The organism is Alienimonas californiensis, assembly GCF_007743815.1.
GTDB classification, from domain to species: domain Bacteria; phylum Planctomycetota; class Planctomycetia; order Planctomycetales; family Planctomycetaceae; genus Alienimonas; species Alienimonas californiensis.
Window position 1 is genome coordinate 3,927,536 of sequence record NZ_CP036265.1, and the last position, 25,983, is coordinate 3,953,518.

Genomic DNA, 25,983 nt, shown 5'->3' on the forward strand with positions numbered 1-25,983 from the left:
GTTCCCATGGCCCGCGACTACTCCCACGAAAGCCTCTCCCACGATCCGATCCACGGCTACATCCCCTTTACCAGCGGCGCCGGGCTGCCGGCGGGGGAGGTGGGCGAGGCCCAGATCATCGACCACCCCTGGGTCCAGCGGCTGCGGGCGATCCACCAACTGCAAACCGCTTGGTACGTCTTCCCCAGCGCGGAGCACATGCGGTTCCAGCACGTCCTCGGGGCGATGCACCTCGCCGGGCGGGTCAGCGACGAGTGGTACGACTCTCTCGCCGCCAGTTGCCCGAACACGCCGTCGAAGCCGCTGGTCGTCACCCTCTGCCGGTTGGCCGCCCTATTGCACGACGTGGGGCACGGGCCGTTCGGGCACTTCTTCGACGACCACTACCTCGACCAGTTCGGCCTGACCCACGAACGCCTCGGCGCTCAGATTATCGAGCACGAACTCGGCGACCTGATCCGCGGCGTGCGTCGCAACCCCGGCGGGGTGATCGGCCCGCTGGAGGAGGTCGAACCGCGGCAGGTCGCCTATCTGATCCAGCGTCCCCGGTTGGGCGAGCCTGACGACCAGCCGGACTGGCTCCGTAAGCTGCGGAGCCTGTTCAGCGGGATCTACACGGTCGACAACATGGATTTCGTCCTGCGGGACGCCTACATGAGCGGCTACAACACCCGGGCCTTCGACCTCTCCCGGCTGACGCATTACAGCTTCTTCACCCCCGCCGGACTGACGATCCACGCCCGCGGCCTGCCGGCACTGATCAACTTCATCGAGACCCGGGCGAACCTGTTTCGCACCGTCTACTTCCACCGCACCGTGCGGGCCTTCGATCTGGCGCTGGAGGAACTGTTCGCGGAGACGATGTCCCGCCTGTTCCCCGGCAACCCGCTGGAGCACCTGGACGCCTACCGCCGGCTGACGGAGCAGAGTTTTCTGGTCGACGTCTCCCGGCTGTCGCTGTCGGACGACCCGGCGGACAAGGCGCTGGGCGAGAAATGGGACGCGATCCTCGCCCGCCGGTTCGGCTGGAAGATGGCGGCGGAGCGCACGATCTCCTTCCACAGCGGGGCCGCGGAGCGGACCACGATCTACTCCGAGCCGGAGCTGATCGAGGCCCGCGTGCGGCGGTATCTGCCGAAGGAGATTCGCGAGATCGAACTCGCCGTCGACAGCGCCCGCCACTACCACCGCCCCAGCGCCGACCTGCCGGTCGCCGGCCTGAACTGGCTCCTCGACCCCGCCGCCGGCGGCCCGACGGAACTGCACGACGACGAGCTGTTCCGCAGTCTGCCGCTGGCCTTCGCGATCTTCCGCATCTACGCCCGCAACCACCAACACGACCGCGAGATCAACACGGCGCTGGCCAAGGCGGTGGGCGGGGCGGGGGATACGAAGACGAATATGTGAGGGTCAAATCACCAAGGGACAAGACACAAGATACAAAGACGATGGACCGCGGTTCGATCTGGAGGAACGCACCGAACGGTTTGCCCGTGAGGTACGGGCACTGGTTCGTCGCCTGCCGCGAACGGTCGCCAATCAGGTAGACGGGCGGCAGCTGCTCCGCTCGTCAGGGTCGGTCGCTGCGAACTACTTCGAGGCGAACGACGCACTTGGCCCGAAAGACTTTCGGTTCCGCATCAAGATCAGCCGGAAGGAGGCGAAGGAAAGCGGCCTCTGGCTCCGGCTACTCGACGCTCGCGGAGAGGCGGCGATTTCGGACGAGCGGGATCGTCTCAACGACGAGGCCCTCCAACTGGTCCGGATCTTCACCGCGATCCTCCGCAAGCACAGCGGCTAGAGCCCGTCTTTGTGTCTTGTGTCTTGTGCCTTGGTCATTCCTTTACACCCACTCCGGGCTCGGCTGAATCTCGTCCGCCACCGGGCTGCCGGCGTCTTTGCGGCCGCTGCCTTCGAAGCGGCTGATCACCTCGACGGTCATGTCGTGGTCGCACAGCAGTTGGCAGGAGAGGCGGATCTGCGGGTCTTCTAGGCCCTTCGCCTCGCGCACAGCCTTTTCGGCGGCGGTCATCTTGCTGGGCAGGCCGTCGGTGATCTTCACCCGGCAGGTGGTGCACTTCGCCACGCCGCCGCAGGCGTGCAGCTGGTCCTGGCCGGCGTCCTCGGTGAGGGCTTTGACGAGGCGCTTGTCGGCGGGGACGTCGAAGGAGCCGGCGTTCTTGACGGTGAGGGTGGGCATCGGGCGGCGGGGGAAAAGATTGGGGCGGGAAAGATGTCGGACCATCTTGGGCTTCCCGGTATCGGTCGTCACCGGGGCGGCCCCGGTGTCGAAACGGTCCGATCGCCGTACGATCCCGCTTCGCCGCGTCTTTCTCCCCGTCCGTCCATGCCGTTGCCGTCCGATCCCGTCGCCGCCGTTCGCAACGTCGTCGATCCCGCCTTCGGGAAATCGCTGGGGGAACTGAACGCCGTCGGCTCCGTCGAGGCCGCCGGCGACCGGGCGAACGTCATCCTGCATCCGCCTTGCGTGCTGCACCCGCTCCGGGAGCAGATTGAGGCGAAGGTCGCCGCGGCGCTGGGCGGCGGGGCGGTGACGATCGACTGGCAGCCGCGGGTGATCGGCCGGAACGCCGGCGGGCGGCTGGGGCTGACGGCCAAGAACATCATCGCGGTCGGCAGCGGTAAGGGCGGGGTCGGCAAGTCGACCGTCGCCGCCGGGCTGGCGATCGCCTTCGCCGAGGCCGGGGCGAAGGTGGGTGTGGTGGACGCCGACATCCACGGGCCCTCGCTGCCGCACCTGTTCGGCGTCTCCAAGCACGGCCCGCCGGAGATGACCGAGCGCACCGGCCCGGACGGCCGGAAGGTGCCCCGACTGTTGCCGGTGCCGGTCTCGCTGCCGGGCGGGAAGTCGCTGGGGCTGCTCAGCGCCGCGTTCGTCATGCCGGAGCGGTCCGCCGCGGTGCTGCGGGGGCCGATGACGCAGAAATACGTGCTCTCCTTCCTCCAACAGGCGGAGTGGGGCGAACTGGACTACCTCGTGATCGACCTACCGCCCGGCACCGGCGACGTGGCCCTCACCCTCGCCCAGAACGCGGCGCTGGGCGGGGCGGTGGTGGTCTGCACCCCGCAGAAGGTCGCCCTGCTGGACGCGGTGAAGGCGGTCTCGATGTACCGCCAACTGGAGATCCCCGTGCTGGGCATGGTTGAGAACATGGCCGGCGACCTGTTCGGCCGCGGCGGGGCGAAGGCTGAGGCCGAAGCGCTCGGCGTGCCGACGCTCGGCGAGATCCCCGCCGACGGCAGAGTGCGGGAACTGGGCGACGCCGGGACGTTCGCCAACGTGCTCTCTGAGGGCGGGGCGGTCGCGGACGAACTCCGCCGGGCCGCCGGCAAGGCGGCGCTGGAACTGGCCCGCGGGGCGCTGGAGAAGGCCCGCACGCCGACATTGGAAGTGCTGTGAGCCCGCTTCGCCCCGATCGCGTCGTGAACCCGGGAAACCGCGGTTCCCGCGCCCGGGGCGAATCCCTAGGGTCCGGCGACTCCTCGCAGCCGAAGGACCGGCCGGTGCCCCACGTCGCTCACTGCTTCACCGCCGCCCTGCTGCTGACCCTCTGCGGCGCCGACTCCGCCGCCGGTCAGGAGCGGGCCGTGCTCCGCCCCCGGCTGGAGGCGAACCGCCTGCCCCCGGCCCTGCCGGCGCACGCGGAAGCCTTCGAGTTCACCCTCCCCCGGCCCCCGGCCGACCGCACGACGGTGCCGGCGCTGGCGGCGGGGCTGGACGATCCGAGTGTGCGGAACGCCTGCCTCGCCGGGTTAGTGCGGTTGGACCTCGCCACGCTGCGGCGGCACGCCGCCGACCTGCCCGCGGCCCGGCTGCGGCAACTGCTCGCCGACCCGGCGACCGACGCGGACGCCGCAGACGCCTGCGGGTTCCTGTTCGGCGTGGCCGACCCGAACGCGGGCAACGCCGTTCTCTCCCAAGCGATCCTCGAACGGGCCAAGCGGGGCGACGCCGCCGCCGGCTGCGTGACGGGTCTGCTGCTCTGCGGCGGTGAGCCGGCGGTGAGCTGGCTGGAGAACCTCTGCGAGCGGCCCCGCTGTCCGCTGGGGTTCACGCTGTCCGCGTTGAACGCCGCGGACGTCGCCCGGCGGGACCGCGGCTTTGGCTTGGAGGCCGACCGCCTCGACCGCTTCGCCGCCGCCCTGCTGACCAGCGACGCCGCCGCGGAGGCGGCCGTCGATCAACTCGCCGCGTGGCGGGCCTGGGCGCACGCCCCGGCCGTGCTGGCCGCCGCGGCGAACTCGCGGGACGCGGACGAGCTGCGGCGGCGCTCGTTGCAGGTGGGCGCCGCCCGGTTCGCTCTGAACTGCGCCGCCGATCCGGCCGGCGGGCCGCACGGTCGACTGTGCCGGGAATGGCTGTCCGAAACGGCCGTGACGGACGCCGATCTGGTCCGCCGGGCGAAGCGGATCGCCGGCCGGTAGACTGCGGCGGTTCGCTCCACCGCTTTGTCGCTGTTCGCCCGATGCTTGATCCCGCCGCCGTTCGTGAGGAACTGACCGCCGCGGGGCTGGACGGCTGGCTGCTGTACGACTTCCGAGGCTCCAACCCGCTGGCCCATCGCCTGCTGGGGCTGGACGAACGGCCGTCGCAGAGCCGCCGGCTGTTCTACTTCATTCCCGCCGTGGGCGAACCGCGGGCGCTGGTGCACCGCATCGAACGCGGCAGTCTGGACCACCTGCCCGGCGCGAAGCACGTCTACCTTTCCCGGCAGGAACTGCGGGCGGGGTTGGTAGCTGTGCTCGGCGAGGCCGGCCGGGTGGCGATGGAGTACGTCCCGAACGCCGGCAACCCATACGTCTCCACGGTCGACGCCGGCACGGTGGATCTGGTGCGGGCCTGCGGGACGGAGGTCGTCAGCAGCGGGGACCTGATCGGCCGGTTCCTCTCCACCCTGACCGAGGCCCAGCGGACCGATCACCTGCGGGCGGCGGCGGTGGTGGAGGACGCCTTCGCGTTCGCCACGTCGCTGATCCACGAGACGACCGTCGGCGGGGGGACGATCGAGGAGGGAGAGATCCGCGACCGGCTGCTCGCCTTCTTCAGTCGGAAGGGGTGCATGTCGTATTCCCCGCCGATTGTCGCGCGGGGCGTCCACGGGGCCGACTGCCACTACGAAACTGGAACCGGCCAGGACACCGCCCTCCGCCGCGGCGACTTTCTGCTGCTGGATATGTGGTGCAAGGTCGACCGCCCGTCGGCCCCCTATGCGGACATCACCCGCTGTTTCACCTTCGGTCGAGACCCGTCGCCGCGGGAGGCGGAGGCCTTCGCCGCCGTCGTGCGGGGGCGGGACGCGGCGTTGAACCTCATCCGCGACCGCTTCGCCGCGGACGAACCCGTCCGGGGGTGGGAAGCGGATCGCGTGGCCCGGGACCTTATTGACGCCGCCGGGTACGGCGAGGCGTTCGTGCACCGCACCGGGCACAGCATGGGCGTGAACACGACCCACGGCGAGGGCACGCACCTGGACGATCTGGAGACGCGGGACGAACGGCTGTTCCTGCCGAACACCTGTTTCACGATCGAACCGGGGGTGTACGTGGACGGGGAAGTGGGCGTCCGCAGCGAGATCGACGTGCTGATCGAGCCGGACGGAACGGTGCGGGTGACCGGCGGCGACCCGCAGATGCGGATCGAGCGGGTGGGCTGAGCGGCGGCGCCGCGGAGCGGCAATCGCGGATGGGGTGACGAAACGACTGCGGGGCGATACGATCCGCGGTCTGCCCTCGTTCACCGTCCGTCTCCCCCCGTCGTCGCGTCGCCGTACGACGCCCCCCGGTCCCTGTATCTATGGCCCGCAGCAACCGACTGAACCTTCGCAAGCTCCGTAAGAAGCGGGCTCGCGTCAAAAAGCCGATGAAGTGCCGCTTCACCGGCGGCGGCGAAGTGCCGCGCCCGGTGTACGTGGACTACAAGGACGTCAAGCTGCTGAAGACCCTCGTGGACCGCGAAGGCCGGATCATGCCGCGTCGCCGCACCGGAACCTGCGCCCTGTACCAGCGGGCCGTCCGCGAAGCCGTGCTGCGGGCCCGGTTCATCGGCCTGATGCCCTACGTCCCGGAAGAATAGAGCCGGGAGAGCGGGGGGCGTTGAGCCCCCTAAGCTTGACCGATCGATTTGCAGCGGGGGGCGAGAGCCCCCCGTCTTCGTAGGCAGTTCGCATTGGCGATGCCCTCGGGTGGGGGCGCCCCTCGGGCGAGGGCACGGGGGACTGACGCCCCCTCGCTCGCCTACTCGGCCTCGACGCCGCCCAGGCCGCCGATTTCGTCCCGCAGACTGGCGGCGCGTTCGTAGTCCTCGGCGGCGATGGCCTCGGCCAGTTCCTTCCGCAGACGGATGAGCTGGAACTGGCGGCTCTTTTCCCCGCCCGCGGCGCCGGCGGGCGTTTTGCCGACGTGCCGGGTCGCGTCGTGGATGTTCTCTACCAGCGGGACGAGTTGCTCGCGGAAGGCGTCGTAATCGCCGGGGCAGCCGAAGCGGCCCTTCTCGCGGAACTCGTGAAAGCTGATGCCGCAGTGCGGGCAGCGTTTGCCGGCCCCCTTCTTCACGGCGGCGGCCTCGGAGATCTCCTGCATCGCCTGAACGGCTTTGAGAGTGTCCGCGGCCAGATCCGGGGGCAGTTCCGCCGGGGAATCCTCCTCCGCCTTCATGTAGGCGTGGAAGTGCTCTTCGCAGAAATGCACCTCGGACGGCTCGTCGTCCTCGATTTCGGTGACGTGAAAGACCGCCGGTTTGGCGCAGCGTTGGCACTTCTTCATCGCGGGCGCCTCCTCATCAATGTGGCCGGCAGGTTGCAGGATCGTCGCGGCGGGGTGGGAACGAACGTCGCGCCCGAAGGACCCGAGCCCGATCGAATGATTATACCGAACGAATCCGTTCGAACCGGCAGGTGCGTCAGGATGCTCCCGAACCAGGGGCAAGAGGCGGCGGGGCGCTGGCCGATGAGACGGCTCGGGGACGGCTTCCCGACGTCGGCCCATGGACGGGACCGTATCGCACCACCGCACGGACTCAGCGTGATTCCTTCCCGCCCCCATCCCGACCGGCCGAACGCACGCAAAGCGGCCGCGAGCCGCGGACCCCTGGGGCGGGGCGTCGCCCTGGCGGCGTGGCTGACGGCGACCGGGCTCGGCGGCGTCGCGGCTTCGGCAAACGACGCTCCCCGCACCCCGCTGGTCGCCCCCAGACCGGCCGTCCGGGTGACGATCAGCAGTCCGACGGCGGACCCGCAGGTCGTGCGGCAGCGGCTCGAAGGGTTCTTCACCCCCCCGCGCGATCCGTTCGCCAAGCCGGGCGTCGAGAACGGCGCCGCCTACCTCCGCAGCCCCGCCGGCCGCACCGGCCCGGCGCTGAATCAACCCGCCGTCACGGCCCCGTCGTTCGACACGACCTCGTCGCCCGTTGCGCAGTCGTCGCCCGTCGCGGAGCCCGCCCGGCTGGCGGACTCCGAGGGCATGCCCGTGCGCCGGATCGAGCCGGTTCCCGCGACGATTCGGATCGGCATTCCGCTGGACACGCGGGACGTCGAGGGGCGGGTGATGGTCGTCGCCGAGCCCAGCGGCCCCGTGGCCCGGGTTCGCGGGGTGGAGGGGGAAGCCCGGGCGACGGACGACGGGTTCGACGGGACGACCGTGACCGTCGTCGACGCGCTGGACGGCCCGGCGGTGCCGGCCGATCCGCAGGCGCTGGACCTGCCGCAGGAACTGCCGACGGCGAAGCCGCTGGATTCGCTGGCCGTCGCCTGCGATCAGGCGATCGAGATCACCTCCGCCCGGCTGCTGACCGGCGAGAGCCGCACGACCGCCAGCAACTCCCCCTGGCAGATCGGCCACGGGCTGATGGCCCTGCGGGAGGACTACACGCTGATCGTCGACGGCCGCCGCGTCTCCGCCCTGGACTGGATCGCCAGCGGGCCGAGCTTCAAGGGCGAGCCCTGGTTCGTGCGGGGCCAGTACGGGCCGAAGGCCCACGAGTACAGCGGGGTGATGTACGACTTTGAAGGCCACCCCAACCAGATCCTCGCCTTCCTGGCGATGAGCGATCTGCCCAAGACGTTCGTCCTGAAGGACGGCGCCGGCCGGCCCTTCACGATCGCCGACTGGATTGAGACCGCCAAGCGGGAGGTGCGGTTGAACCGCACCGAGGAGATCACCTGGACCCTGTGGGCGTTCAGCGTCTACCTCGACAGCGAATCGCAGTGGGTCAACGCCCGCCGCGAGCCCTGGAGCATGGAGCGGCTCGTTCAGGAAGAGATCAAGAGCGACCCCACCAAGCACGCCTGCGGCGGCACGCACGGTCTGTACGCCCTCGCCAGCGCCCGCAACGCCCGGTTGCAGGAGGGGAAGCCGCTGCGGGGGCACTGGCTGCTCGCCCATGAGAAGGTCGGCCGGTACACGAACCTGGCCCGCAGCCTGCAGAACCCGGACGGGTCCTTCAGCGACAAGTACTTCATGGGGCGGTCGCACCAGCGGGACCTCGTGACCCGCATCGGCTCCAGCGGGCACACGCTGGAGTTCCTGATGATGGCCCTCCCGCAGAGCGAACTGGACAGCCCCTGGGTGCGGGCCGGCGTCGGCCGCGTCGCCGCCGACCTGCTGGCCGGCCGGCACGCCGAAGTCGGCGGGAAAGCGGTCGGCGGGATGTATCACGCGGTCCACGCCCTCAAGCTGTACCGCGAACGCACCGCGGAGGACTTCACCCCGGTCCGCCTGCAAACCGCCGAGGGCGGCCGGCATCGCGTGATTCGCTGAGGGACCGCGGACGGGGGAAGCGTTCGTTCCGAACGAGCGGGTCCGACGACCGCAAACCGTCCGCCGTTCCGCCGAGACGGCGCTGAAGCGGTATGAGAGGGACGGCCGCGGGGATAGGATCGCGTTCCCGTTCCGCAGATTTGTCCCGCCGATGCTGTCCCCCGCCGTCGTTCCGCCGCCCGCCGGTCGTGCGGACGCCCACCCGACCGCGGCGCCCCCGCTCCCCGCGGCGACGGTCTCTCCCGCGGCGGCGGACACCGTCCGTCCGGCCGACGGGCCGTTGCCGGACGTGGCGGTCTCCACGGCCCCCGGCGTCCGCGGACGGTTGGACCGGGTCGGGATGAGCGGCGTGCAGGCCGTCGCCGCGGTGACGGTCGACGGCCGGCCCGCCCTGCTGCCGGCGCTGTGCGATCTCGCGGTGAGCCTCGACGACCCGCACAGCCGCGGCATCCACATGTCCCGGCTCTACCTCCGAGCCCAGGACGCGTTGGAGCAGGGCCTCGCCCCGGCCCGGCTGGCTCGGCTGGTCGAGGAGATGGTGCAGTCCCACGCCGGTGTCAGCGAGGGGGCCTTCTGCGACGTCTCGCTCACGCTCCCGGTGCGGCAACCGTCGCTGGTCTCCGGCGAGTCCGGCTGGCGGCACTACCCGGTCCGCTGCGGCGCCGCCCTGACCCGGGCAGGTCTGACGCTCACCGCGTCGGTGCGGGTCGAATATTCCAGTACCTGCCCGTGCAGCGCCGCCCTCTCCCGCGATCTCACGGACGAAGCCTTCCGCGAAGCCTTCGGCACGACCGGCGAAGTTTCCGCGGAGGCCGTGCGGGCCTGGCTGGCGAAGCCCGGTTCGATCGCCGGGCACCCGCACAGTCAGCGGAGCCTCGCCGACGTGACCGTCACCCTCGACGCCGCCGCGGCGAGCTTCGGCTGGCAGGATCTGATCGAAGCCTCCGAGGCCGCCCTCGGCACGGCGACGCAGGGGGCTGTGAAACGGGCCGACGAACGGGAGTTCGCCCGCCTGAACGCCGCCAATCCGATGTTCTGCGAAGACGCCGCCCGCCGGCTCGCCCCGGCGGTCGTCGGGCTGGCCGACGTGCGGAGCTACGAGATCAGCGTCCGGCACCTCGAAAGCCTGCACCCGCACGACGCCGTCGCTTCCGTCCGCGGCGAGGCGAACCGAGACGCGGCCGCCTGAGCGGCCGATTCGTTACGGTTCGAGCTGACTGCGGTTCCGCAGGTCGTCGGCCCGGATGAGGACGTCCTCCGTCGGGGCCAACACCTTCGGGGCCAGATTGCGGAAGATCACCCGCCGATCTTCCACCTGATGCGGCAGGAAGTTGTCGGTGACGAAGTCCGCCGGCGGGATCTGCCACCAGGGGGCTTCGATCGGCTGGAGGAAGCTTTGGGTTTCGTACCCGTCCTTCACCAGCGTGATGCGGCGGGTGGCGTAGTAGTCGTAGCTGATGGAGGCGGGCGTGTAGCCGATCCGTTCGCCGTCGACCATCACCAGGGCGCCGCGGGGCTGACTGTCGATCGTCAGCCGGCGGTGCACGGAGTTGCAGCCGGACCCCAGCAGCGTCGCCGCCGCGGCGAGCGCCCACAGGCGCGCGATCGCGGCCCGGCGGCGAACGGCCGGACGGCCGCCCGCGGGGCGGGAGGTGCGGCGGGGGTGCGGGGCGGGATTCATCGCCGCGGGTTCTAGCGCGAGGTCGCCAAGCGACGGAAGACCGGTTCCGGTGCCGACGCCTTCGATCCCGCGGAGACGGCCCCGGGATCGCCGTGATGGCGGCGGTCGGGGGGAAGCCTTAGAGTTTCCTTCCCCATCGTTTCGCGTCGTTTCCGTTGCCGTCGGGTTCCTCTTGCTGTTCGAGCAACCGCTTCGCTACGCCGTTCGGACGGACGTGGGGCTTCGGCGCCAGAACAACGAGGACGCTTCCGCGGTGCGGCTGGCCGGTTCGCGGGAGTCGTTCGCCGATCACGGCCACCTGTTATTGGTGGCGGACGGCATGGGCGGGCATGCGGTCGGCGAGTTGGCCAGCGGCATCGCCGCGGAGGTCGTGCCGCAGGACTATCTGAGAGACACCACCGGCGGCGACCCCGCCGACCGCCTCGCCGCCGCGGTCGTCCGGGCCAACGCGGCGATCTACGCCAAGGGCGAGAGCACGCCGGACTTCTCCCGGATGGGCACGACCTGCACGGCCCTGGCCCTCACGCCGCAGGGCGCCGCGATCGCCCACGTCGGCGACAGCCGGTGTTACCGCATCCGCGGGCAGCGCTGCGATCAGCTGACGTTCGATCACAGTTTGCAGTGGGAACTGATCCGGCAGGGGATGGACCCGCAGTCGGTCATGCTGAACGAGCCGCGGAACGTCATCACCCGCTCGCTCGGGCCGGCCCCGGACGTGGCGGTGGACGTCGAGGGGCCGTTCGCCATCCTGCCGGGCGACGTCTACGTGCTGTGCAGCGACGGCCTGACGGGGCACGTGCAGGATCACGAGATCGGCGCCATCGCCGGATCCCTGCCGCCGGAGGAGGCGGCGAAAACCTTGGTGAACCTCGCGAACCTGCGGGGCGGCTCCGACAACACCACCGTCGTGGTGGCCCAGGTGGGCGAGATCCCCGAGGGCGTCGCCCATAACCCGACCCGCGATCCGACCCGCCCGATGAACCCCTGGCTGCTGGCGGCCGCGTGGGCGCTGGCGGCGGTGCTGGTCACCGGGTTGGCGTTGCTGCTGTTCGGGCACTACGTCGCCGGAACGCTGGTGACGGGGGCGGGCGGGGCGCTGCTGGCGGCGGCGGGCTTTCGCATCTGGCAGAAGTGGTACCGCGGCCCGCGGGAGCGCCCGCTGCACACCGCCGGCAGCGAGACCGCCGTCTGGCGGGCCTACCGCAGCGCCCCGGCGGTGGTGGATCGGGCGATCGTCGCCGAGGCGGGACAACTCGCCTCGCAACTTCAACGCACCGCCGCGGAGGAGCGCTGGCCGATCGACCCGAAGCGGGTGGAGAAACACCGCGCTCGGGCAGCCGCCAGCGCCTCCGAGGCCGACCTGCAGGGGGCGTTTCAGCACCTCTGCCGGATGATCGACGTGCAGATGAAGGGACTCGTGCAGACCCGCCGCGCGGGCGCCGACCGGCTGGCCCCGCCCCGGCCCAAGCCGCCCCCGCCGCCGCCCGATCTGTCGCCCAGCCCCGCGGCCAGACCGGAGTAAGGGCACCGGGCGTCTCGTCCCCGGTCCGTCGTGTGCGAAACTTCCGGTAGGTCGCCGGGGCGGGGAGTGGTACTGTTTGCCGCGACCCCCCGCGGTCGGCCGTCGGGGGTCGATCGGCGGGGGTGATTCCCCCCTCACCGGCCAGGAGGCGCCGCCCGTGTTTTTCGCTCGAAGCCTGCGGCTGCGACTGTACGGCGGCGTGGCCCTCGCGGCGGCGATGCTGGTGCTGCTCAGCGGGGCGGCGCTGGTCACGCTGAACCAGAGCCATCAGGCCACCCGGGAGATCTACGCCCGGCTGACCAATCTGCCGAACCGGGCCGCCCTCGACCGGGCGGTCGACAATCTGCAGGCGCACACCCTGCCGCAGAACGCGCCGCCGACTCGGGAGGTCGCCGAGGGACTTCAGCGGGAGGTCCGCGGGCTGCTCGCCGCCGCGGAGCAGGCTCGGGTCATGATGATTCGCGATTACGACGCCGCCCCCCTGGGCAGCCCGCAGCGTGGGCAGTGGGTCGTCGCGGGGCCGGTGCTCGGCACGATTGGCAATCGGTTCAACTCAATGGCCGCCGTCGCCAACGTGCTCGTGCCTCCGTCCGGGCAGGAATTCGATCGAAAGAAGACCGACGCCGCCCGGGCCGAACTCTTCCGGCTCGCCGTGCTGAGCAAAAGCGAACTGCACGCGATCCCGGACCCGCACGTGAACCTGCACCGCAGTCTCTCCCAGCACCATCGCCACCACCGCCGATTGCTGCTCTGGGTGATCGGGCTGACGGCCCTCGTGGTGCTTGGCTGCGGGTGGCTGGTGTATTACGGCTATCGCCGCCTAGGCGTTCCGTTGCGGGACCTGCACCGCAGCGCCCGGCAGATCGCCGGCGGAGACGTCGGGCACCGCGTCAAGCAGTGGTACAACGACGAGGTCGGCGAACTGGTCGGGGCCGTTAATCACATGGCTGACCGCTTCAGCGAGATGAACGAGGAGCTGGACCGCCGCGTCTACGAGCAGTCCCGCCAACTGGTCCGCAGCGAACGCCTCGCCGGCGTGGGCACCCTCTCCGCCGGGCTGGCCCACGAGATCAACAACCCGCTGTCCGCGATCGGCATGGCGGCCCAGAGCCTCACGCAGCGGTCCGCTTCCCTGCTGTCCGGCTGCTCCGCTCAGGAGCGGGCTCTCGCCGAGCGCTACCTGGAGATGATCGCCCGGGAGACGGATCGGTGCAGCGGCATCACCCGCAAGCTGCTGACCTTCGCCAAGGGTAACGGCGGCGTGCGCGAGCCCACGGACGTGCGGACCCTCGCCGAGGAGGTGCTGGAAATGGTCCGCCCGATGAGCAAATACGCCGATCGCCGCGTCGAGTTTGATCCCGGCCCGGCCGGCTGCGTCGGCGTGGCCGCGACCGGGGCCGGCGGACCGGAGGATCGGGCCGGCGGCTCCATCGCTCATGTCAACGGGCCGGAGATCAAACAGGTGTTGCTCAACCTGACCCTCAACGCCCTGGAAGCGACGCCGGACGGCGGCGCCGTCACCCTGCGGGTCCGCCCGGGGGCCGACGCCGTCGAGGTCTCGGTCGAAGACACCGGCTGCGGCATGACGGACGAGGTCCGCGAGCACCTGTTCGAACCCTTCTTCACCCGCCGCGGCGACGGCACCGGCACCGGGCTGGGGCTCTCGATGACGCACCGTATCGTCACCGACCACGGCGGCACGATCGAGGCGGACAGTGACGGCGAGGGCCGCGGCAGCGTGTTCCGCGTCCGCCTGCCCCGTCAGGTCGCCGAACCCGCCCGCCGGCCACTGCGCAAAGCGGCCTGATCGCAGGTCTTTCAGTGCCTGGGTACCGGTCGTAAACTGCGGGCGTCGTTCTCCATCTGGCTGGCTGATGTTCCCCGCCGCTCCGGCCGCCCCGCCTGCCCCTCCGCAGCAAACCGCGCGGCGCCTCGTCCCGCCGTTGGTGCTGCGGGGGGTCTCGTGGCGGAGTTACCGCGAACTGCGAGACGATCCCGGGAACGAGCGAGTGCGGCTGACCTACGACGCAGCCTCCCGCCGACTGGAGATCTCCGTGCCGGGCAAGCGTCACGAAAACGTCGCCGAACTGTTGGGGTACTTCGTCGCGGCGTTCGGCCGGATCAGACGTTTGAACATCATCCCTGTCGGCAGCACGACTTGGCGGAAGGCGGACGTGGGAGGCGCGGAGGGGGATAAAGCCTTTTACGTGGGCCGTTCCGCTGCCGATCTAGCCCTTAACGGCAACTTCCCTGACCTCGACGGCGGCGACGTGCCACCCGACCTCGTGCTGGAGGTTGACGTGACGAGCCCCGGCGTCGAAAAGCTGCCGATCTACGCCGGTCTCGGCGTGCCGGAGGTTTGGACCTGGGAAAATGACGTGGTCGTCGCCCGCCGCCTCGGGGACGGCGGATATCGGGTCGTCGCGGATAGCGTCGAACTGCCCGGCTTCCCGCTGGCGTTCGCGGCGGAGTTGGTCGCCACGCGGGCCGACGCCGCAACGTTCGAGTTGGAAGAGGCCTTCGCGGCACATTTGCGAGCCGACGGCTGACGTCCGCGCGGGACGCCGGTTTCGCTCACCCCCGCTTCCCGAAATCGGTCGACTTCTCCTACACTTCGGCCGCGCCGTGACGAACGGGCCCCCGTCCGGCACGGCGCCGCTGTCGCTCCTTCCAGATCGGTTCCCATGCGTCGTCGCGTCGTCATCACAGGTCTCGGGGCGGTCACGCCGGTCGGCAACGACGTGCAGTCGGTGTGGGACGCCGTCCGGGAAGGGAGGAGCGGCATCGGGCCGATCACCCGGTTCGACGCCTCCAAGTTCCCCACCACCTTCGCCGCGGAGGTGAAGGGCTTCGACTTCGAGTCGCTGGTGGACGACCCCGCCGCCTTCGAGTCGGCCGGGCCGAACATCCGCTTCGCCGTCGCCGCCGCCCAGCAGGCGATCCGCGAGAGCGGCCTGCTGGACGACCCCGCCCACGCCCCCGACCCGACCCGCTTCGGCGTGTACCTCGGCGCCGGCGAGGGGCAGCAGAACTTCCCGACCTTCATGCAGATGGTCGCCGAAGCCCAGGCCAGCGGCGATCTGGACCTGGCGAAGTTCAGCGAACTCGGCCTGGAACGGCTCGACGCCAAGTTCGAGTTGGAGCAGGAACCGAACATGCCGGCGGCCCACCTGTCGGCGCTGTTCGACGCCCAGGGGCCGAACCTGAACTGCCTGACCGCCTGCGCCGCCAGCAGTCAGGCGATCGGCGAGGCGACCGAGATCATCCGCCGCGGCGACGCCGACGTGATGCTCTCCGGCGGCGCCCACAGCATGATTCATCCCTTCGGACTGACGGGCTTCAATCTGCTGACCAGCCTGTCCACCCGCAACAACGACCCGCAGGCCGCCAGCCGGCCGTTCGACGCCGACCGCGACGGCTTCGTGCTCGGCGAGGGCGCCGGGATGGTGGTGCTCGAGGAACTCTCCCGGGCGAAGGCCCGCGGGGCGGAGATCCTCGGCGAGGTGCTCGGCTACGGCTCCTCCGCGGACGCCTACCGCATCACCGACATTCACCCCGAGGGCCGCGGCGCCGTCGCCTGCATCACCGGCGCCCTGCAGGACGCGGAAATGAATCGGGATCAGGTGGACTACGTGAACGCCCACGGCACCAGCACGCAGGTCAACGACCGCACCGAAACCGCCGCCATCAAGCAGGCACTGGGCGACTCTGCCGCGAAGACGCCCGTGAGCTCCACGAAGAGCATGATGGGCCACCTGATCGCCGCCGCCGGCAGCGTGGAGGCGATCCTGTGCCTATTGGCGATCCGCGACGGCGTACTGCCGCCGACGATCAATTACAGCACGCCGGACCCGCAGTGCGATCTGGACTACGTCCCGAACGCCGCTCGGGACGGCCGCGTGCAGCGGACGCTCTCCAACAGCTTCGGCTTCGGCGGGCAGAACGTCTCGCTGATCCTGGGCCGCTTCACCGGCTGAATCCCGACCCGCTGCGTCGGCCGAACCCGCCTCGGTCGTCGTGAGGGGCGGGCGGGGAGGGCCGGCGGCGGGAAATGGCCGTTTCGGGTTCGCCCACGGCTGCCGAGTTCGGATCGGAAACGTAGGATGCCGCGACCCGCAACGGCGGGCGCTTCTCCTGCGGAACCCGGAACGGCCTGTGATTCTCGTCCCGCTGGCGCTCGCCGAACCGGCTGCCGGTCTGGCGTCTGAGCCGCCCGGACCGGGGGCCGTCGGCCTGTGGGACGGTTGGGTCCTGTGGGCGATCGTCGGGATCGTTCTCCTGCTGATTGTGCTGGCGTTCGAGGTGGTGAGCCGCCGGGCGGTGGTGCGGTTCGCCCTCCCGTTCTTCGAACGGGAGCCGCCGTTCAATCTCGTCCCGGAGCCGGCCACCACGGGGGCGCTCGTCACGGAGGTGGCGCTGGACGAGGCGACGAACGCGCGGGGCGAACCGCTGAAGCTGTCGGTCGCGGTCATTCCCGCGGAGGGTCCGCCCCGCGGAGTGGTCATGTTCTGCCCGGAAACCGGCGGCTCGAAGTGGTATTGGCGTCGGTACGCCGAGGCGTTGCCGTCGGCGGGATTCGCGGTGGTGTCGTTCGAGCATCGCGGGATGTTCGAGAGTGACGAGGACCCGCGACATGTGCCGGGCCATTGGCCGGCCGAGCCGGAGGTGGAAGACGCCCTCGCCGTCGTGCGGGCCGTGCTGGACGACCCGGGGCGTTTCGGGCTGCCCCCCGGCCTGCCGCTGGGGGCGTTCGGCGTCAGCCGCGGCGCCTGCGTTTCGTTGGCGGCGGCGGCCCGCGAGCCGCGGATCGCCGCGGTCGCCGCGGACGGCGGCTTCGTCACCGACAGCGTCGTCACGGAGTTCGCCCGCAAATGGGCGATGCTGGCGGTCCCGAAGTGGTTCGTCCCGCTGATCCCCACGTGGCACCTGCGCCAGTCCATGTGGATGATGCGGAAATCGGCCGACCGCAAGAAGGGGATCCGGCACCTCGCCCTCCAGCGCGACCTCCGCGCTCTGCGGGACCGGCCGGTGTGGCTGGTGAGCGGCGCCCGCGACAGCTACGTCACCCCGGAGCAGGCCCGCCGACTGGCCCGTGCCGTCGACGGCACGGTCTGGCTGGTGCCCAAGGCGAAACACAACCAGAGCCGCGATATCGCCGGGGCGGAGTACGACAGGCGTCTGACCGCATTCTTCAACTCCGCCTTCGATCGCACCGCCTAATCGTGCGGCGCGGTCTGCCGAACCGGCGGACGACCGTACAGCGACGTCTGTGGGGCGGATTTCGTAACCTGTTGGTCTCGATGAGGTTATGGTCTGATTTCGGGGTGTGCGGCCAACGGCGGCACGGCAGATGCACGTAGGAAAGGGTCCGTCCCCTGACCTGAGGCGTCTGCGATGTCCCCTCCAACCCCGCCGCCCCGGCAGGCCGGAGTGGTGCGCCTCGACGAGCTCCCCGTGCCCGGCCGCGTCCGGCTGGACGACCTTGAGCCCGCGGCCGCGGCGCACGCCCTGCCGAGGGGGCAGGAAGCGTTGATCGAACCCCCGTTCCGCGTGCTGGTGGCCGAGGACAACGACGCCCTGCGGGAAGTCGTGCTTGCCGTGCTGGAGCGGTTCGCGGGGGTGCTTGAACTGCTGGAGGCCTGCCACGGCGGCGAGGCGGTCCGCATCATCCGCGCCGAGCGGGTGGACGTGGCCGTGCTGGACTTCCGCATGCCGCAGAACACAGGCCTGGAAGCCTATGCCGAGTTGCGGGCGATCAACCCGGCCGCCCCGGGCATCCTCATCTCCGCGGAAACGGACGAGGCGATGCGGCGGGACGCGGCGGCCCTGACGGTGCACCGTGTGCTCGCCAAGCCGGTCGCCCGCCGCGATTTGCTCGCCGCGTTGGACTCGGCGTTGCGAACCGCCTACCAGGCGGCCCTCCCCGCCGCCGCCTGACAGTTCGCCACGGGGTGCCGTGCCGTCTGGGAACGAGAACAGCCCGCGTCCCTCCCGGGACGCGGGCTGTTTCTCTGCGACGGGTCGTTCCCTGCGACGGGCCGGCGGCGGTCAGAACTGGCGGGCCGGAGCGGCCTGCTCGGTCCAGCCGCGGGCGGCGGTGCGGGAGGGGACGGGCGACAGCATCGAGGTGCGGTCGGTTTCCCCGGACTGCGGGGCGGCGCCGCCGGAGCCTTCCTTGAAGTCGTCGTTCGGGATCGGCCGCAGCGGGACCGGGGACGGGGCGGCGTGCGAGGGCATGTATTCTTCCACCCCGGGGACGCCCGTGCCGTACGCGTCCGGCATGCTGCCGTAGTTCCCGCCGTGGTAGCTGCCGGCGTCGTACGCCTCGGCGCCGTAGTAGGAGCCCGCGGGCGGGGCGCCGGGGGGCGTGCCGGCCGGGCCGTAGCTGGGGTAGGACGGCATCAGGTCCGGGGCGCCGCAGTCCGGTTCGGGCAGGCAGGCGGAGACGGGCCGCGGCACGTAGGTGGTCGCACAGTAGGGCACGATCTTCTCGCACCGCTCCGCGACCTGCTTGGTGTAGGTGTAGGGCACCCGGCGGACGCGGCAGCGGCGGACGTAATCGGTCGTCGTGTACTGCTCCGTCACCAGGTTCGGCACCCAGATCTGCTTCCAGCACCCCTTGTCGACGACGCGGCACTCCGTCTTGCAGACCGGTTCGACGTACTCCTCCTTGCAGTTGCGGTAGGCGACGCACTCCACCTCTTTCCACGTCACGCACTCCCGCCGGGCGTATTTCGTGGTCGTCTGGGGCACCAGTTCCACGTCGCACACCGGCGGGGCGGCACAGACCGGCGGGGCGACGCAACTCGGGGGGGCGACGCAGCTCGGCGGGGCGGCGCACATCGGCGGCGGAGCGGCACAGATCGGCGCCGGGGCGGCGCAGATCGGCGGCGGGCACAGCGGGGCGACGCAGGAAGGCGCCGCACAGACGGGCGGGCCGGCGTTGACCGATTGGAAGCGGAGCTGCGGGACCACGCAGGTGGGCGGGGGGCAGTAGCCCGCGCCGCCTCCGCACAGCGGGGCGCCGACCGGGCCGAGCAGCAGGTCGTCCGCCACCGCCCCCACGGTCGCCCCCACCGCCCCGACGCCCGCCCCGATCGCGGAGCCGACCTCGGACAGCATCGGCAGACCGAACGGCCGGTAGGCCGGCAGGCCGCTGATGCGGCGGGAGCCGTCGTACGGGCGGCCGTTCACCAACCCGCAGCCCGGCGGCGGGCCGCAGGCCGGGCCGCCGTACGACGGACCCATCATCGTCGGGGCGGCGAAGGCGTGACTTTGCAGCACCGGGGAGGCCTGCACGTAACCGGCCGGCTGCAGAGAGGCGTCGGCGAAGCTCACGCTCTGCGGCAACGCCGGCATGAGATACTCCGCGTACTCCGCTCCCCCGGCGGCGGGAACGAAGGCGGAAAGAGTTCCCAACACGCCGGCGAACGCGGAGGCCGCACGGCGCCGGGCGGAGACGGGGGAGCGAAGCATCGAGATCCCTTTGCGGGTCGGTCAGCGGTCGTTTCACGCGTCCTGACCGGCGACGGCCGGGGGCGGGAAACGAGGGCGGGCGAACGGTTGGGGCGCGACAGGCGCCCCGCACCGAACGAATCGACCCTTCGGACTCGAACCTTGAGGACGATTCTGCGGAATCGGAGGAAATTTCCGTCCGCCGCGGCCCGGGTCGAATCCGGGGGGGCGGTCGCTCATGCTGCTCGGCCCCCGTTTCTCCCTCGAACCGAGCCTCACCGATGTCCGACTCCGCCGCCGCCGTTGCCTCTCCCGCCGCCCGCCGCGGGCGGTCCCGCCGGTTCGCCGTCGTCGCCGGGCTGTCCTGCGCCGCCGCGGCGTTGCTGGCGACGGCTCCGGCCGCTTTGCTGGGCGAAGATCCCGCCCCCGCCCAATCCGCCTCGCCGATGATCAACCACAGCGTCTACTTCACTCTGAACGAGTCCACCCCCGAGGGGCGGGCCGAACTGGTCGCCGCCTGCCAGAAGTACCTCACCGACCACGAGGGCACGGTCTACTTCGCCGCCGGCCCGCGGGCCGAGGAGTTCTCCCGGGAAGTGAACGACCAGACCTTCGACGTCTCGCTGCTGGTCGTGTTCGAGTCCAAGGAGGCCCACGACAAGTACGCCGTCGCCCCGCGGCACTTGGAGTTCATCAAGGAGCAGAAGGCGAACTGGAAGACGGTGCGCGTGTTCGACTCCGAAGTCGCCCCGAGCAAGTAACGGTTCGCCCGTCACGGCTCGGCCGCCGCTCACGCGGCGGAGGCGGGCGAACGCGGCAGACGCAGTTCGCCCGGCTCCTCCGCGGGGCCGGGCGGCTCAGGGTCCGGGCAGCGGACCGGCAGCCGCACGGTGAACAGGCTGCCGCGGCCGTACTCGCTGGTGCAGGTCACCTCACCCCCGAGCAGGCGGCAGAGTTCCTTGACGATGGAAAGCCCCAGCCCGGTGCCGCCGTGCTCGCGGGTCATGGCGTCGGCGGCGCGACCGTCGGCGGAGGGGCCGCGGGCCTGCCGGAACTTCTCGAAGATCGCCGCCTGATCTTCCAGCGGGATGCCGATGCCGGTGTCCGAGACGGCGAGTTCGAACCAGCGTTCGGCGTGCCGGCCGCTGCCGATCGGGCCGATCAGCGCCCCGCCGCGGCGGTCCCGCGGGCCGAGGTCCCGGCCGCGGACCCGCACCTGACCGCCGGAGGGGGTGAACTTCAGGGCGTTCGACAGCAGGTTGTTGAGAATCTGCTGCAACTTGCCGGCGTCCTGATGCAGTTCCGGCAGGGAGCGATCGATCTCCACGGCCATCTCGATGCCCTTCCGCTCCGCGATCGGCCGCAGGGCGTCCGCCTGCCGGTGGCAGAGGCGTTCCAGATCGACCGGCGCGGGGTTCACGTCCAGTTTGCCGCTTTCGATCTTGGCTAAATCGAGGATGTCGTCGATCAGCACCTTCAGGTCGCGGCCGCCGTTGCGGATGTTACCGACCCACTTCTTCTGCTTGACGTCCAGGGCCGGCGAGTTCTCCAGGACTTCGCTGAAGCCCAGGATGCTGTTGAGCGGGGTGCGCAGCTCGTGGCTCATTGTGGCCAGGAACTCGTCCTTCAGCCGGTTCGTCTCGTACAGCTCCATATTCGCTTGGGCGAGGCGGTCGGCCCGGGTGTCCAGCTCCACGTTCTTGTCCCGCAGTTCGTCCTGCAGGGTAATGAGGTGGCGGAGCATCCGGTTGAACGCCTGGGACAGCTCCTCGAACTCGTCCCCGGTGCGGATGTCGCTGCGGCGGTCGAGGGTGCCGCGGGCGATCTCGTCGGCGACCTCCTTGAGGTGCAGCACCGGCTTGACGATCACGTACCGCACGATCGCCCAGGCGGCGAGCATCGCCAGCACGGCGGTGACCACGCCGGTCGTCAGCAGGAACACGTCGTTGCGGGCGAGGCTGGCCCGGGTGCGGCCCAGCGGCAGCGTGACGTGCACCGCCCCCAGCAGGGCGCCCGGCGCCGCCCCCGTGTGGCAGGCCGCGCAGCGGGCCGGATCGTTGCGGGCGGCGGCGTAGAAGTGGAACCGCGGGCCGTCGTCGGTCTCTTCGATCCGGGTCACCTCTTCTTCGCCGGCGCGCAGGTCAGCGAGGGCGTCCAGGCCCTCCTTATCTGGCGGGGTCAGCAGGGCGTCGGCCCGGCTGGGGTCCGGGGCGTAGACGCGGTACAGGTAGCCCCGCAGGTCGTCCGGCAGCGTGGCGGGGGCGAAGTCCGCCAGATCGCCCTGCGACGCCGCCTCGTCGGCGTCGCCGCCGGACTGCTTCAGCCGTTCGTGGAACTCCCGCAACACCGACCCGACGTGCAGCCGGGCGACGTCCCGGTTCTGATCCCAAACCACCCGCCGGTTCAGCCCGCGGTACAGCAGGAAGGAGCCGATGATGAGCGCCAGCAACCCGCTGCCGAACAGCAGCCGGCACTTCCGCTCCAGGCTCGTCTCGCCGAGCAGCCGCTTGAGGGTGCGGTAGGACATGAACTAGGGCGGAAGGGGGAGGGCGGAATGCGGAGGGAAGCGGCGGATCGGAGTCGTGCCTTCCGCCTTCCGCCTTCGCCCCTCCGCCGTCGGATCAGTCCTCCATCACCTCTTCTTCCTTGGTCTTCGCCGCGTCGGCCACCTTGCCCTCGAACTTCTTGGTGAGTTCCTGCACCTCGTCCTTGACCCGCTTCACCTCGTCCTCGCCGATCTCCTTCTCCAGACCGTCGGCGCTCTTGTTGGCGTCGCGGCGGACGTTACGGATGGAGACCTTCGCCTCCTCCGCCAGCGAGTTCACTCGGGAGACCAGTTGCTTGCGACGCTCCGTGGAGAGCGGCGGCACGTTCAACCGCACCATCCGGCCGTCGCTGTTGGGGGCCAGGCCGAGGTCGCTGGCCTGAATCGCCTTGACCACCGCGTTGATCTGGCTGGCGTCGTAGGGACGAATGGCGATCTGCTGCGGCTCCGGCGTGCTGATCGTGGCGCACTGCTTCAGCGGCGTGGGGCTGCCGTACAGGTCGACCCGCACGCTCTCCACCAGCCCGGCGCTCGCCCGGCCGGTGCGGATGCCGGTGAGTTGGTGCTGATACACGTCCGCCGCCTTGCCCATGCGTTCTTCGGCGTCGAGAAGAATTTCGTCGGGATCCATCGGAGGAGCGGCCTGTCAGCGGGGCGAGCGGGAAAGGAACGCAAACGGTAACGCCCGGCGGCGCGGGGGGAAAGAACCCCCGGCGGCGTTCGGCGTCGCAGTTGCTCACGGGCCCGACCCTCACGGTGCCGACGCTCAGGGCCAGTGCCAGCCGGTGTTGCCGACCCACAGCGGCAGCACGACGAAATGGTGCAGCAGATCGCTGGCGACCAGCCCGAACGCGACCCCCGCCAGCGCCCGCCCAAGCCGCGGGAACCGGCGCCACGCCGCCCCGGCGACCGCCGCGACCGGGATCGCCCAGAACATGTGGTGAATCTGGAGCCACAGCGGCGGCTCCGTGCGTTCAATCCACTCCGCCGCCGACCCGCCGGAGAGCAGCCGTCCCGCAATCGTGATCCCCTCAAAGATCGCCGTGCTGACGAGGGTGGAGAGGACGAGCGCGCGTCGGGACGGAAGCATGGCGGCCGGTTCGAGGCATACGATCGCACTCCGGAGCCCGTTCGTCCGTCCGTTGACCGGCCCGCTGCGTTGTCCCGTCGCGGCTGGGCGGATACGGTGTTCCGCTTCCCGCCGCCGTCCCGTTCTGCGCCCGCCACCCGCGGGGGCCCGTCGAGAGTTCCCCCCTCCGCCGCCTTGTTCGAGAGTTTTTCCGAGCGCCTGCAGAAGGCGATGTCCTTCATCGACCGCGGTCGCCTCACGGAGGCGACCGTCCGGGAGGGCATGAAGCAGGTCCGGCAGGCGCTGCTGGAGGCGGACGTCGCCTACGACGTCGCCCGGGACTTCACCAAGCGGGTCTCCGAGCAGGCGGTCGGCGACCGTGTGCTCAAATCGCTGAAGCCCAGCGAGCAGATCGTCGGGATCGTCTACCGGGAGCTCGTCGCCCTGATGGGCGGCGACCCGGACAGCGAGTTTCAGCCGTCCTCCGTCGCCGCCCAGATCGGCGTGAAGCGGGACGGCGTGACCGTGCTGATGATGTGCGGTCTGCAGGGCGCCGGCAAAACGACCACCTGCGGCAAGCTGGCCCGGGCCCTGAAGAAGGACGGCTTCGCCCCGCTGCTGGTCGCCGCCGACCTCCAGCGCCCGGCCGCCATCGAGCAGTTGAAGACGCTCGGCGAGCAGGTCGGCGTGCCGGTCTACACCGAGGACCCGGCGAACAGCACGCCGGTCAAGGTGTGCCAGAACGGCGTGAAGGAGGCCCAGCGTCGCGGGGACGTGCGGGTCGTGATTCTCGACACCGCCGGCCGGCTGGGCGTCGACGAAGACCTGATGCGGGAGCTGTCCGCGATTGACCGGAAGGTCGGCCCGGACGCGGCGTTCCTCGTCGCCGACGCAATGACCGGCCAGGACGCCGTCAACAGCGCCAAGGCCTTCAACGAGGCGTTGGAGCTGGACGGCGTCGTTCTCACCAAGATGGACGGCGACACTCGCGGCGGTGCCGCGCTGTCGATCAAGGCGGTCACGGGCGTCCCGCTGAAGTTCGTGGGCACCGGCGAGACGCTGGACGGGCTGGAGGCCTTCCACCCGGATCGCATGGCCGGCCGCATCCTCGGCGGCGGCGACATGGCGACCCTGCTGGAAAAGGCCCAGCGGGAGTTCGACGCCGACGAGATGGCCGAGCAGCAGGCTCGGATGGCCGAGGGGAAGTTCACCCTGTTGGACTTCCAGAAGGCCATGCGGCAGATCGGCAAGCTGGGGTCGATGCGCTCCGTGATGAAGATGATCCCCGGGATGGGGCAGCTCGCGGAGTTGGATCCGGAGGCCGACATGGACCGCGAGGTCGGCCGGGTCAACGCGATGATCGGGTCGATGACGCAGGAGGAGCGGCTCAACCCGGACCGCATCGACCGCTCCCGCCGCAACCGCATTGCCTCCGGCGCCGGCGTCCAGCCGCACGAAGTCCACAAGCTGCTGAAGGACTTCAAAGGGATGTCCGGCATGATGCAGAACATGGCTGGCTTGGGCATGCGCGACCGGATGGCCGCCGTGAAGGGTCTTGCCGGGCAGATGTCCGCCAACCCCGGCGGGCAGCTTCAGTCCCGCAAGCAGTCCACGAAGACCGACGTGGATCTCGCCCGGCTCCGCGAAGAGCGCAAGCGCAAAAAAAAGCTCGCCAAGAAGAGCCGCAAGAAGAACCGCTGATTCGTTCGCGGGTCGCGCTCCCGAGCCCGGCCCGCCCCCCGTTCACCACCCGTTTTCGACTTTCCGCCTCCCACCTCCTCCCGCTCCGTCGTATGGCTGTTCGTATCCGCATGAAGCGCCTCGGGCGCACGCACCGTCCCTTCTATCGCATCTGCGTGATGGACTCCCGCGTTCAGCGGGACGGGAAGGCCATCGAGGAGGTCGGCCACTACGACCCGATGGTCCCCGACAAGTCCAAGCGGGTGAAGCTGGACCTGGAGCGGATCGACTATTGGGTCGGCGTCGGCGCCCAGCCCAGCCACAAGGTCGGCGTGCTGATCAAGAAGGTTCGCAAGAACGACTTCGGCACCGCCAAGGCCCCGCCGCCGCTGACCGCTCCGAAGGAAGAGGCGAAGCCCGTCGAGGAGGCTCCCGCCGAGGAGACGGCCGAGGCTCCCGCCGAAGAGACCGCTGCGGAATGACGAATGACGAATGGGCAATGACGAACGGTTTGCCCTTCGTCGTTCCCCGTTCCTCGTTCGGATTTCCGGGCTTCGCCCGGCAATGCGCTTCGACGTCTGCACGCTGTTTCCGGGGCTGTTCGACGGCTTTCTCTCCGAAAGTCTCGTCGCCAAGGCGATCGAACGCGGGCTGATCGACGTCCGGTTGTGGAACTACCGCGACCGGACGTTGAACAAGCACCACCGCGTCGACGACAGCCCCTACGGCGGCGGCCCCGGCATGCTGCTGGCCTGCCAGCCCGTCTTCCACACCGTGGAAGCCGTGCGGGAAAGTCGGCCGGAAGTGCCCGGCGAGTTGCTGATGCTGACCCCCACCGGCGAGCGGCTCACCCAGCCGCTCGTGGAGGAGCTGGCGACCAGAAAGCGGCTGATCCTGCTCTGCGGCCGTTACGAGGGGTTCGACCACCGCGTCAAGGAGGGGTTGCAACCGCGGGAGATCAGCGTGGGGGACTTCGTCCTCAACGGCGGGGAGGTTCCGGCGATGCTGTTGATCGAAGCCTGCATGCGACTGATCCCCGGCGTCCTTGGCGATGCCGACAGCGCCCGTTACGATTCCCACAGTGCGCCGGGTCGGCTGGAGTTCCCCCAATACACCCGCCCGCGCGACTTCCGGGGCCTGACCGTCCCGGACGTGCTGCTCTCCGGCGATCACGCCAAAATCGCCGCCTGGCGCGAGCAGCAAAGCGACGCCCGTTCCGCCGGGCACGAGTTGTAGTCTAAGAGTAGTCCAGAGTC

25 protein-coding genes are annotated in these 25,983 nt (G+C 70.5%); 18 read left to right on the top strand and 7 right to left on the bottom strand.

Going from position 1 to position 25,983, the window contains the following annotated elements; all coding sequences use genetic code 11:
- Positions 1 to 6 precede the first annotated feature (6 nt).
- Together CA12_RS15485 and CA12_RS23280 are read left to right on the top strand one after the other, a co-directional pair.
- A complete protein-coding gene (locus CA12_RS15485) occupies positions 7 to 1,407 on the top strand; it encodes an HD domain-containing protein (protein WP_145359934.1) in 1,401 nt (466 codons plus the stop codon).
- A 112-nt stretch (positions 1,408 to 1,519) separates the two neighbouring features.
- Positions 1,520 to 1,801 carry a four helix bundle protein gene (locus CA12_RS23280; protein ID WP_390614142.1) on the top strand — a complete coding sequence of 94 codons (282 nt, stop codon included), beginning with the start codon at positions 1,520 to 1,522 and terminating at the stop codon, positions 1,799 to 1,801.
- A gap of 42 nt (positions 1,802 to 1,843) precedes the next feature.
- Here the strand turns inward: CA12_RS23280 and CA12_RS15495 are convergent, their stop codons facing one another.
- Positions 1,844 to 2,200, bottom strand: coding sequence for a 2Fe-2S iron-sulfur cluster-binding protein (locus CA12_RS15495; RefSeq protein ID WP_145359935.1), 357 nt, complete (start codon positions 2,198 to 2,200; stop codon positions 1,844 to 1,846).
- A gap of 147 nt (positions 2,201 to 2,347) precedes the next feature.
- Between CA12_RS15495 and CA12_RS15500 the strand changes: the two genes are divergently transcribed.
- From CA12_RS15500 to rpsR, 4 genes are all read left to right on the top strand, one after another.
- Positions 2,348 to 3,421 (top strand): P-loop NTPase, encoded by a 1,074-nt coding sequence (locus CA12_RS15500; RefSeq protein WP_165700788.1) that lies wholly within the window; start codon positions 2,348 to 2,350, stop codon positions 3,419 to 3,421.
- Positions 3,422 to 3,525: 104 nt separating this feature from the next.
- Positions 3,526 to 4,446, top strand: coding sequence for a hypothetical protein (locus CA12_RS15505; protein ID WP_145359937.1), 921 nt, complete (start codon positions 3,526 to 3,528; stop codon positions 4,444 to 4,446).
- Positions 4,447 to 4,487: 41 nt separating this feature from the next.
- Positions 4,488 to 5,675 carry a M24 family metallopeptidase gene (locus CA12_RS15510; RefSeq protein WP_145359938.1) on the top strand — a complete coding sequence of 396 codons (1,188 nt, stop codon included), beginning with the start codon at positions 4,488 to 4,490 and terminating at the stop codon, positions 5,673 to 5,675.
- A gap of 140 nt (positions 5,676 to 5,815) precedes the next feature.
- A complete protein-coding gene (rpsR, locus tag CA12_RS15515; RefSeq protein ID WP_145359939.1) occupies positions 5,816 to 6,094 on the top strand; it encodes a 30S ribosomal protein S18 in 279 nt (92 codons plus the stop codon).
- A 161-nt stretch (positions 6,095 to 6,255) separates the two neighbouring features.
- Here rpsR and CA12_RS15520 read toward each other — a convergent pair whose 3' ends face one another.
- Positions 6,256 to 6,783, bottom strand: a complete 528-nt coding sequence (locus CA12_RS15520; protein ID WP_145359940.1) for a UvrB/UvrC motif-containing protein — start codon at positions 6,781 to 6,783, stop codon at positions 6,256 to 6,258.
- Between the two features lie 258 nt (positions 6,784 to 7,041).
- On the opposite strand from CA12_RS15520, the gene CA12_RS15525 reads away from it, so the two are divergent.
- Both CA12_RS15525 and folE2 read left to right on the top strand, forming a co-directional pair.
- A complete protein-coding gene (locus CA12_RS15525) occupies positions 7,042 to 8,775 on the top strand; it encodes a hypothetical protein (RefSeq protein WP_145359941.1) in 1,734 nt (577 codons plus the stop codon).
- Between the two features lie 151 nt (positions 8,776 to 8,926).
- Positions 8,927 to 9,964, top strand: a complete 1,038-nt coding sequence (gene folE2 / locus CA12_RS15530) for a GTP cyclohydrolase FolE2 (protein WP_145359942.1) — start codon at positions 8,927 to 8,929, stop codon at positions 9,962 to 9,964.
- Positions 9,965 to 9,976: 12 nt separating this feature from the next.
- Here folE2 and CA12_RS15535 read toward each other — a convergent pair whose 3' ends face one another.
- The gene (locus CA12_RS15535) at positions 9,977 to 10,456 is read right to left on the bottom strand and encodes a PEGA domain-containing protein (protein ID WP_145359943.1); all 480 of its coding nucleotides are present in this window, start codon (positions 10,454 to 10,456) and stop codon (positions 9,977 to 9,979) included.
- A 214-nt stretch (positions 10,457 to 10,670) separates the two neighbouring features.
- On the opposite strand from CA12_RS15535, the gene CA12_RS15540 reads away from it, so the two are divergent.
- The 6 genes from CA12_RS15540 to CA12_RS15565 all read left to right on the top strand — a co-directional run bounded on the left by CA12_RS15540 (position 10,671) and on the right by CA12_RS15565 (position 17,915).
- Positions 10,671 to 11,978 carry a PP2C family protein-serine/threonine phosphatase gene (locus tag CA12_RS15540; RefSeq protein ID WP_165700789.1) on the top strand — a complete coding sequence of 436 codons (1,308 nt, stop codon included), beginning with the start codon at positions 10,671 to 10,673 and terminating at the stop codon, positions 11,976 to 11,978.
- A 157-nt stretch (positions 11,979 to 12,135) separates the two neighbouring features.
- On the top strand, positions 12,136 to 13,785 hold the full coding sequence (locus CA12_RS15545; protein WP_145359945.1) for a sensor histidine kinase: 1,650 nt from the start codon (positions 12,136 to 12,138) through the stop codon (positions 13,783 to 13,785).
- A gap of 67 nt (positions 13,786 to 13,852) precedes the next feature.
- Entirely contained in the window at positions 13,853 to 14,527 is a 675-nt protein-coding gene (locus tag CA12_RS15550) for a Uma2 family endonuclease (protein ID WP_145359946.1), read from the top strand.
- A gap of 135 nt (positions 14,528 to 14,662) precedes the next feature.
- Positions 14,663 to 15,955: a beta-ketoacyl-ACP synthase II gene (gene fabF / locus CA12_RS15555; RefSeq protein WP_145359947.1), complete on the top strand. Its 1,293-nt coding sequence runs from the start codon at positions 14,663 to 14,665 to the stop codon at positions 15,953 to 15,955.
- Positions 15,956 to 16,133: 178 nt separating this feature from the next.
- Positions 16,134 to 17,198, top strand: coding sequence for an alpha/beta hydrolase (locus CA12_RS15560; protein WP_145359948.1), 1,065 nt, complete (start codon positions 16,134 to 16,136; stop codon positions 17,196 to 17,198).
- A gap of 234 nt (positions 17,199 to 17,432) precedes the next feature.
- Positions 17,433 to 17,915, top strand: a complete 483-nt coding sequence (locus CA12_RS15565) for a response regulator transcription factor (RefSeq protein WP_165700790.1) — start codon at positions 17,433 to 17,435, stop codon at positions 17,913 to 17,915.
- A 111-nt stretch (positions 17,916 to 18,026) separates the two neighbouring features.
- Here the strand turns inward: CA12_RS15565 and CA12_RS15570 are convergent, their stop codons facing one another.
- Positions 18,027 to 19,454 carry a hypothetical protein gene (locus CA12_RS15570; protein ID WP_145359950.1) on the bottom strand — a complete coding sequence of 476 codons (1,428 nt, stop codon included), beginning with the start codon at positions 19,452 to 19,454 and terminating at the stop codon, positions 18,027 to 18,029.
- 260 nt (positions 19,455 to 19,714) lie between these two features.
- On the opposite strand from CA12_RS15570, the gene CA12_RS15580 reads away from it, so the two are divergent.
- Positions 19,715 to 20,194 (top strand): Dabb family protein, encoded by a 480-nt coding sequence (locus CA12_RS15580; protein WP_242687938.1) that lies wholly within the window; start codon positions 19,715 to 19,717, stop codon positions 20,192 to 20,194.
- Between the two features lie 29 nt (positions 20,195 to 20,223).
- Here CA12_RS15580 and CA12_RS15585 read toward each other — a convergent pair whose 3' ends face one another.
- The 3 genes from CA12_RS15585 to CA12_RS22845 all read right to left on the bottom strand — a co-directional run bounded on the left by CA12_RS15585 (position 20,224) and on the right by CA12_RS22845 (position 23,068).
- A complete protein-coding gene (locus tag CA12_RS15585) occupies positions 20,224 to 21,960 on the bottom strand; it encodes a sensor histidine kinase (protein ID WP_145359953.1) in 1,737 nt (578 codons plus the stop codon).
- 94 nt (positions 21,961 to 22,054) lie between these two features.
- The gene (gene frr, locus CA12_RS15590; protein ID WP_145359954.1) at positions 22,055 to 22,609 is read right to left on the bottom strand and encodes a ribosome recycling factor; all 555 of its coding nucleotides are present in this window, start codon (positions 22,607 to 22,609) and stop codon (positions 22,055 to 22,057) included.
- A gap of 135 nt (positions 22,610 to 22,744) precedes the next feature.
- On the bottom strand, positions 22,745 to 23,068 hold the full coding sequence (locus CA12_RS22845; protein ID WP_145359955.1) for a hypothetical protein: 324 nt from the start codon (positions 23,066 to 23,068) through the stop codon (positions 22,745 to 22,747).
- Between the two features lie 210 nt (positions 23,069 to 23,278).
- Between CA12_RS22845 and ffh the strand changes: the two genes are divergently transcribed.
- From ffh to trmD, 3 genes are all read left to right on the top strand, one after another.
- Positions 23,279 to 24,748 carry a signal recognition particle protein gene (ffh, locus tag CA12_RS15600; RefSeq protein ID WP_242687940.1) on the top strand — a complete coding sequence of 490 codons (1,470 nt, stop codon included), beginning with the start codon at positions 23,279 to 23,281 and terminating at the stop codon, positions 24,746 to 24,748.
- A 92-nt stretch (positions 24,749 to 24,840) separates the two neighbouring features.
- The gene (gene rpsP, locus CA12_RS15605; protein ID WP_145359957.1) at positions 24,841 to 25,209 is read left to right on the top strand and encodes a 30S ribosomal protein S16; all 369 of its coding nucleotides are present in this window, start codon (positions 24,841 to 24,843) and stop codon (positions 25,207 to 25,209) included.
- A gap of 82 nt (positions 25,210 to 25,291) precedes the next feature.
- Positions 25,292 to 25,963, top strand: a complete 672-nt coding sequence (trmD, locus tag CA12_RS15610; RefSeq protein ID WP_145359958.1) for a tRNA (guanosine(37)-N1)-methyltransferase TrmD — start codon at positions 25,292 to 25,294, stop codon at positions 25,961 to 25,963.
- The last annotated feature ends 20 nt before the right edge of the window (positions 25,964 to 25,983 follow it).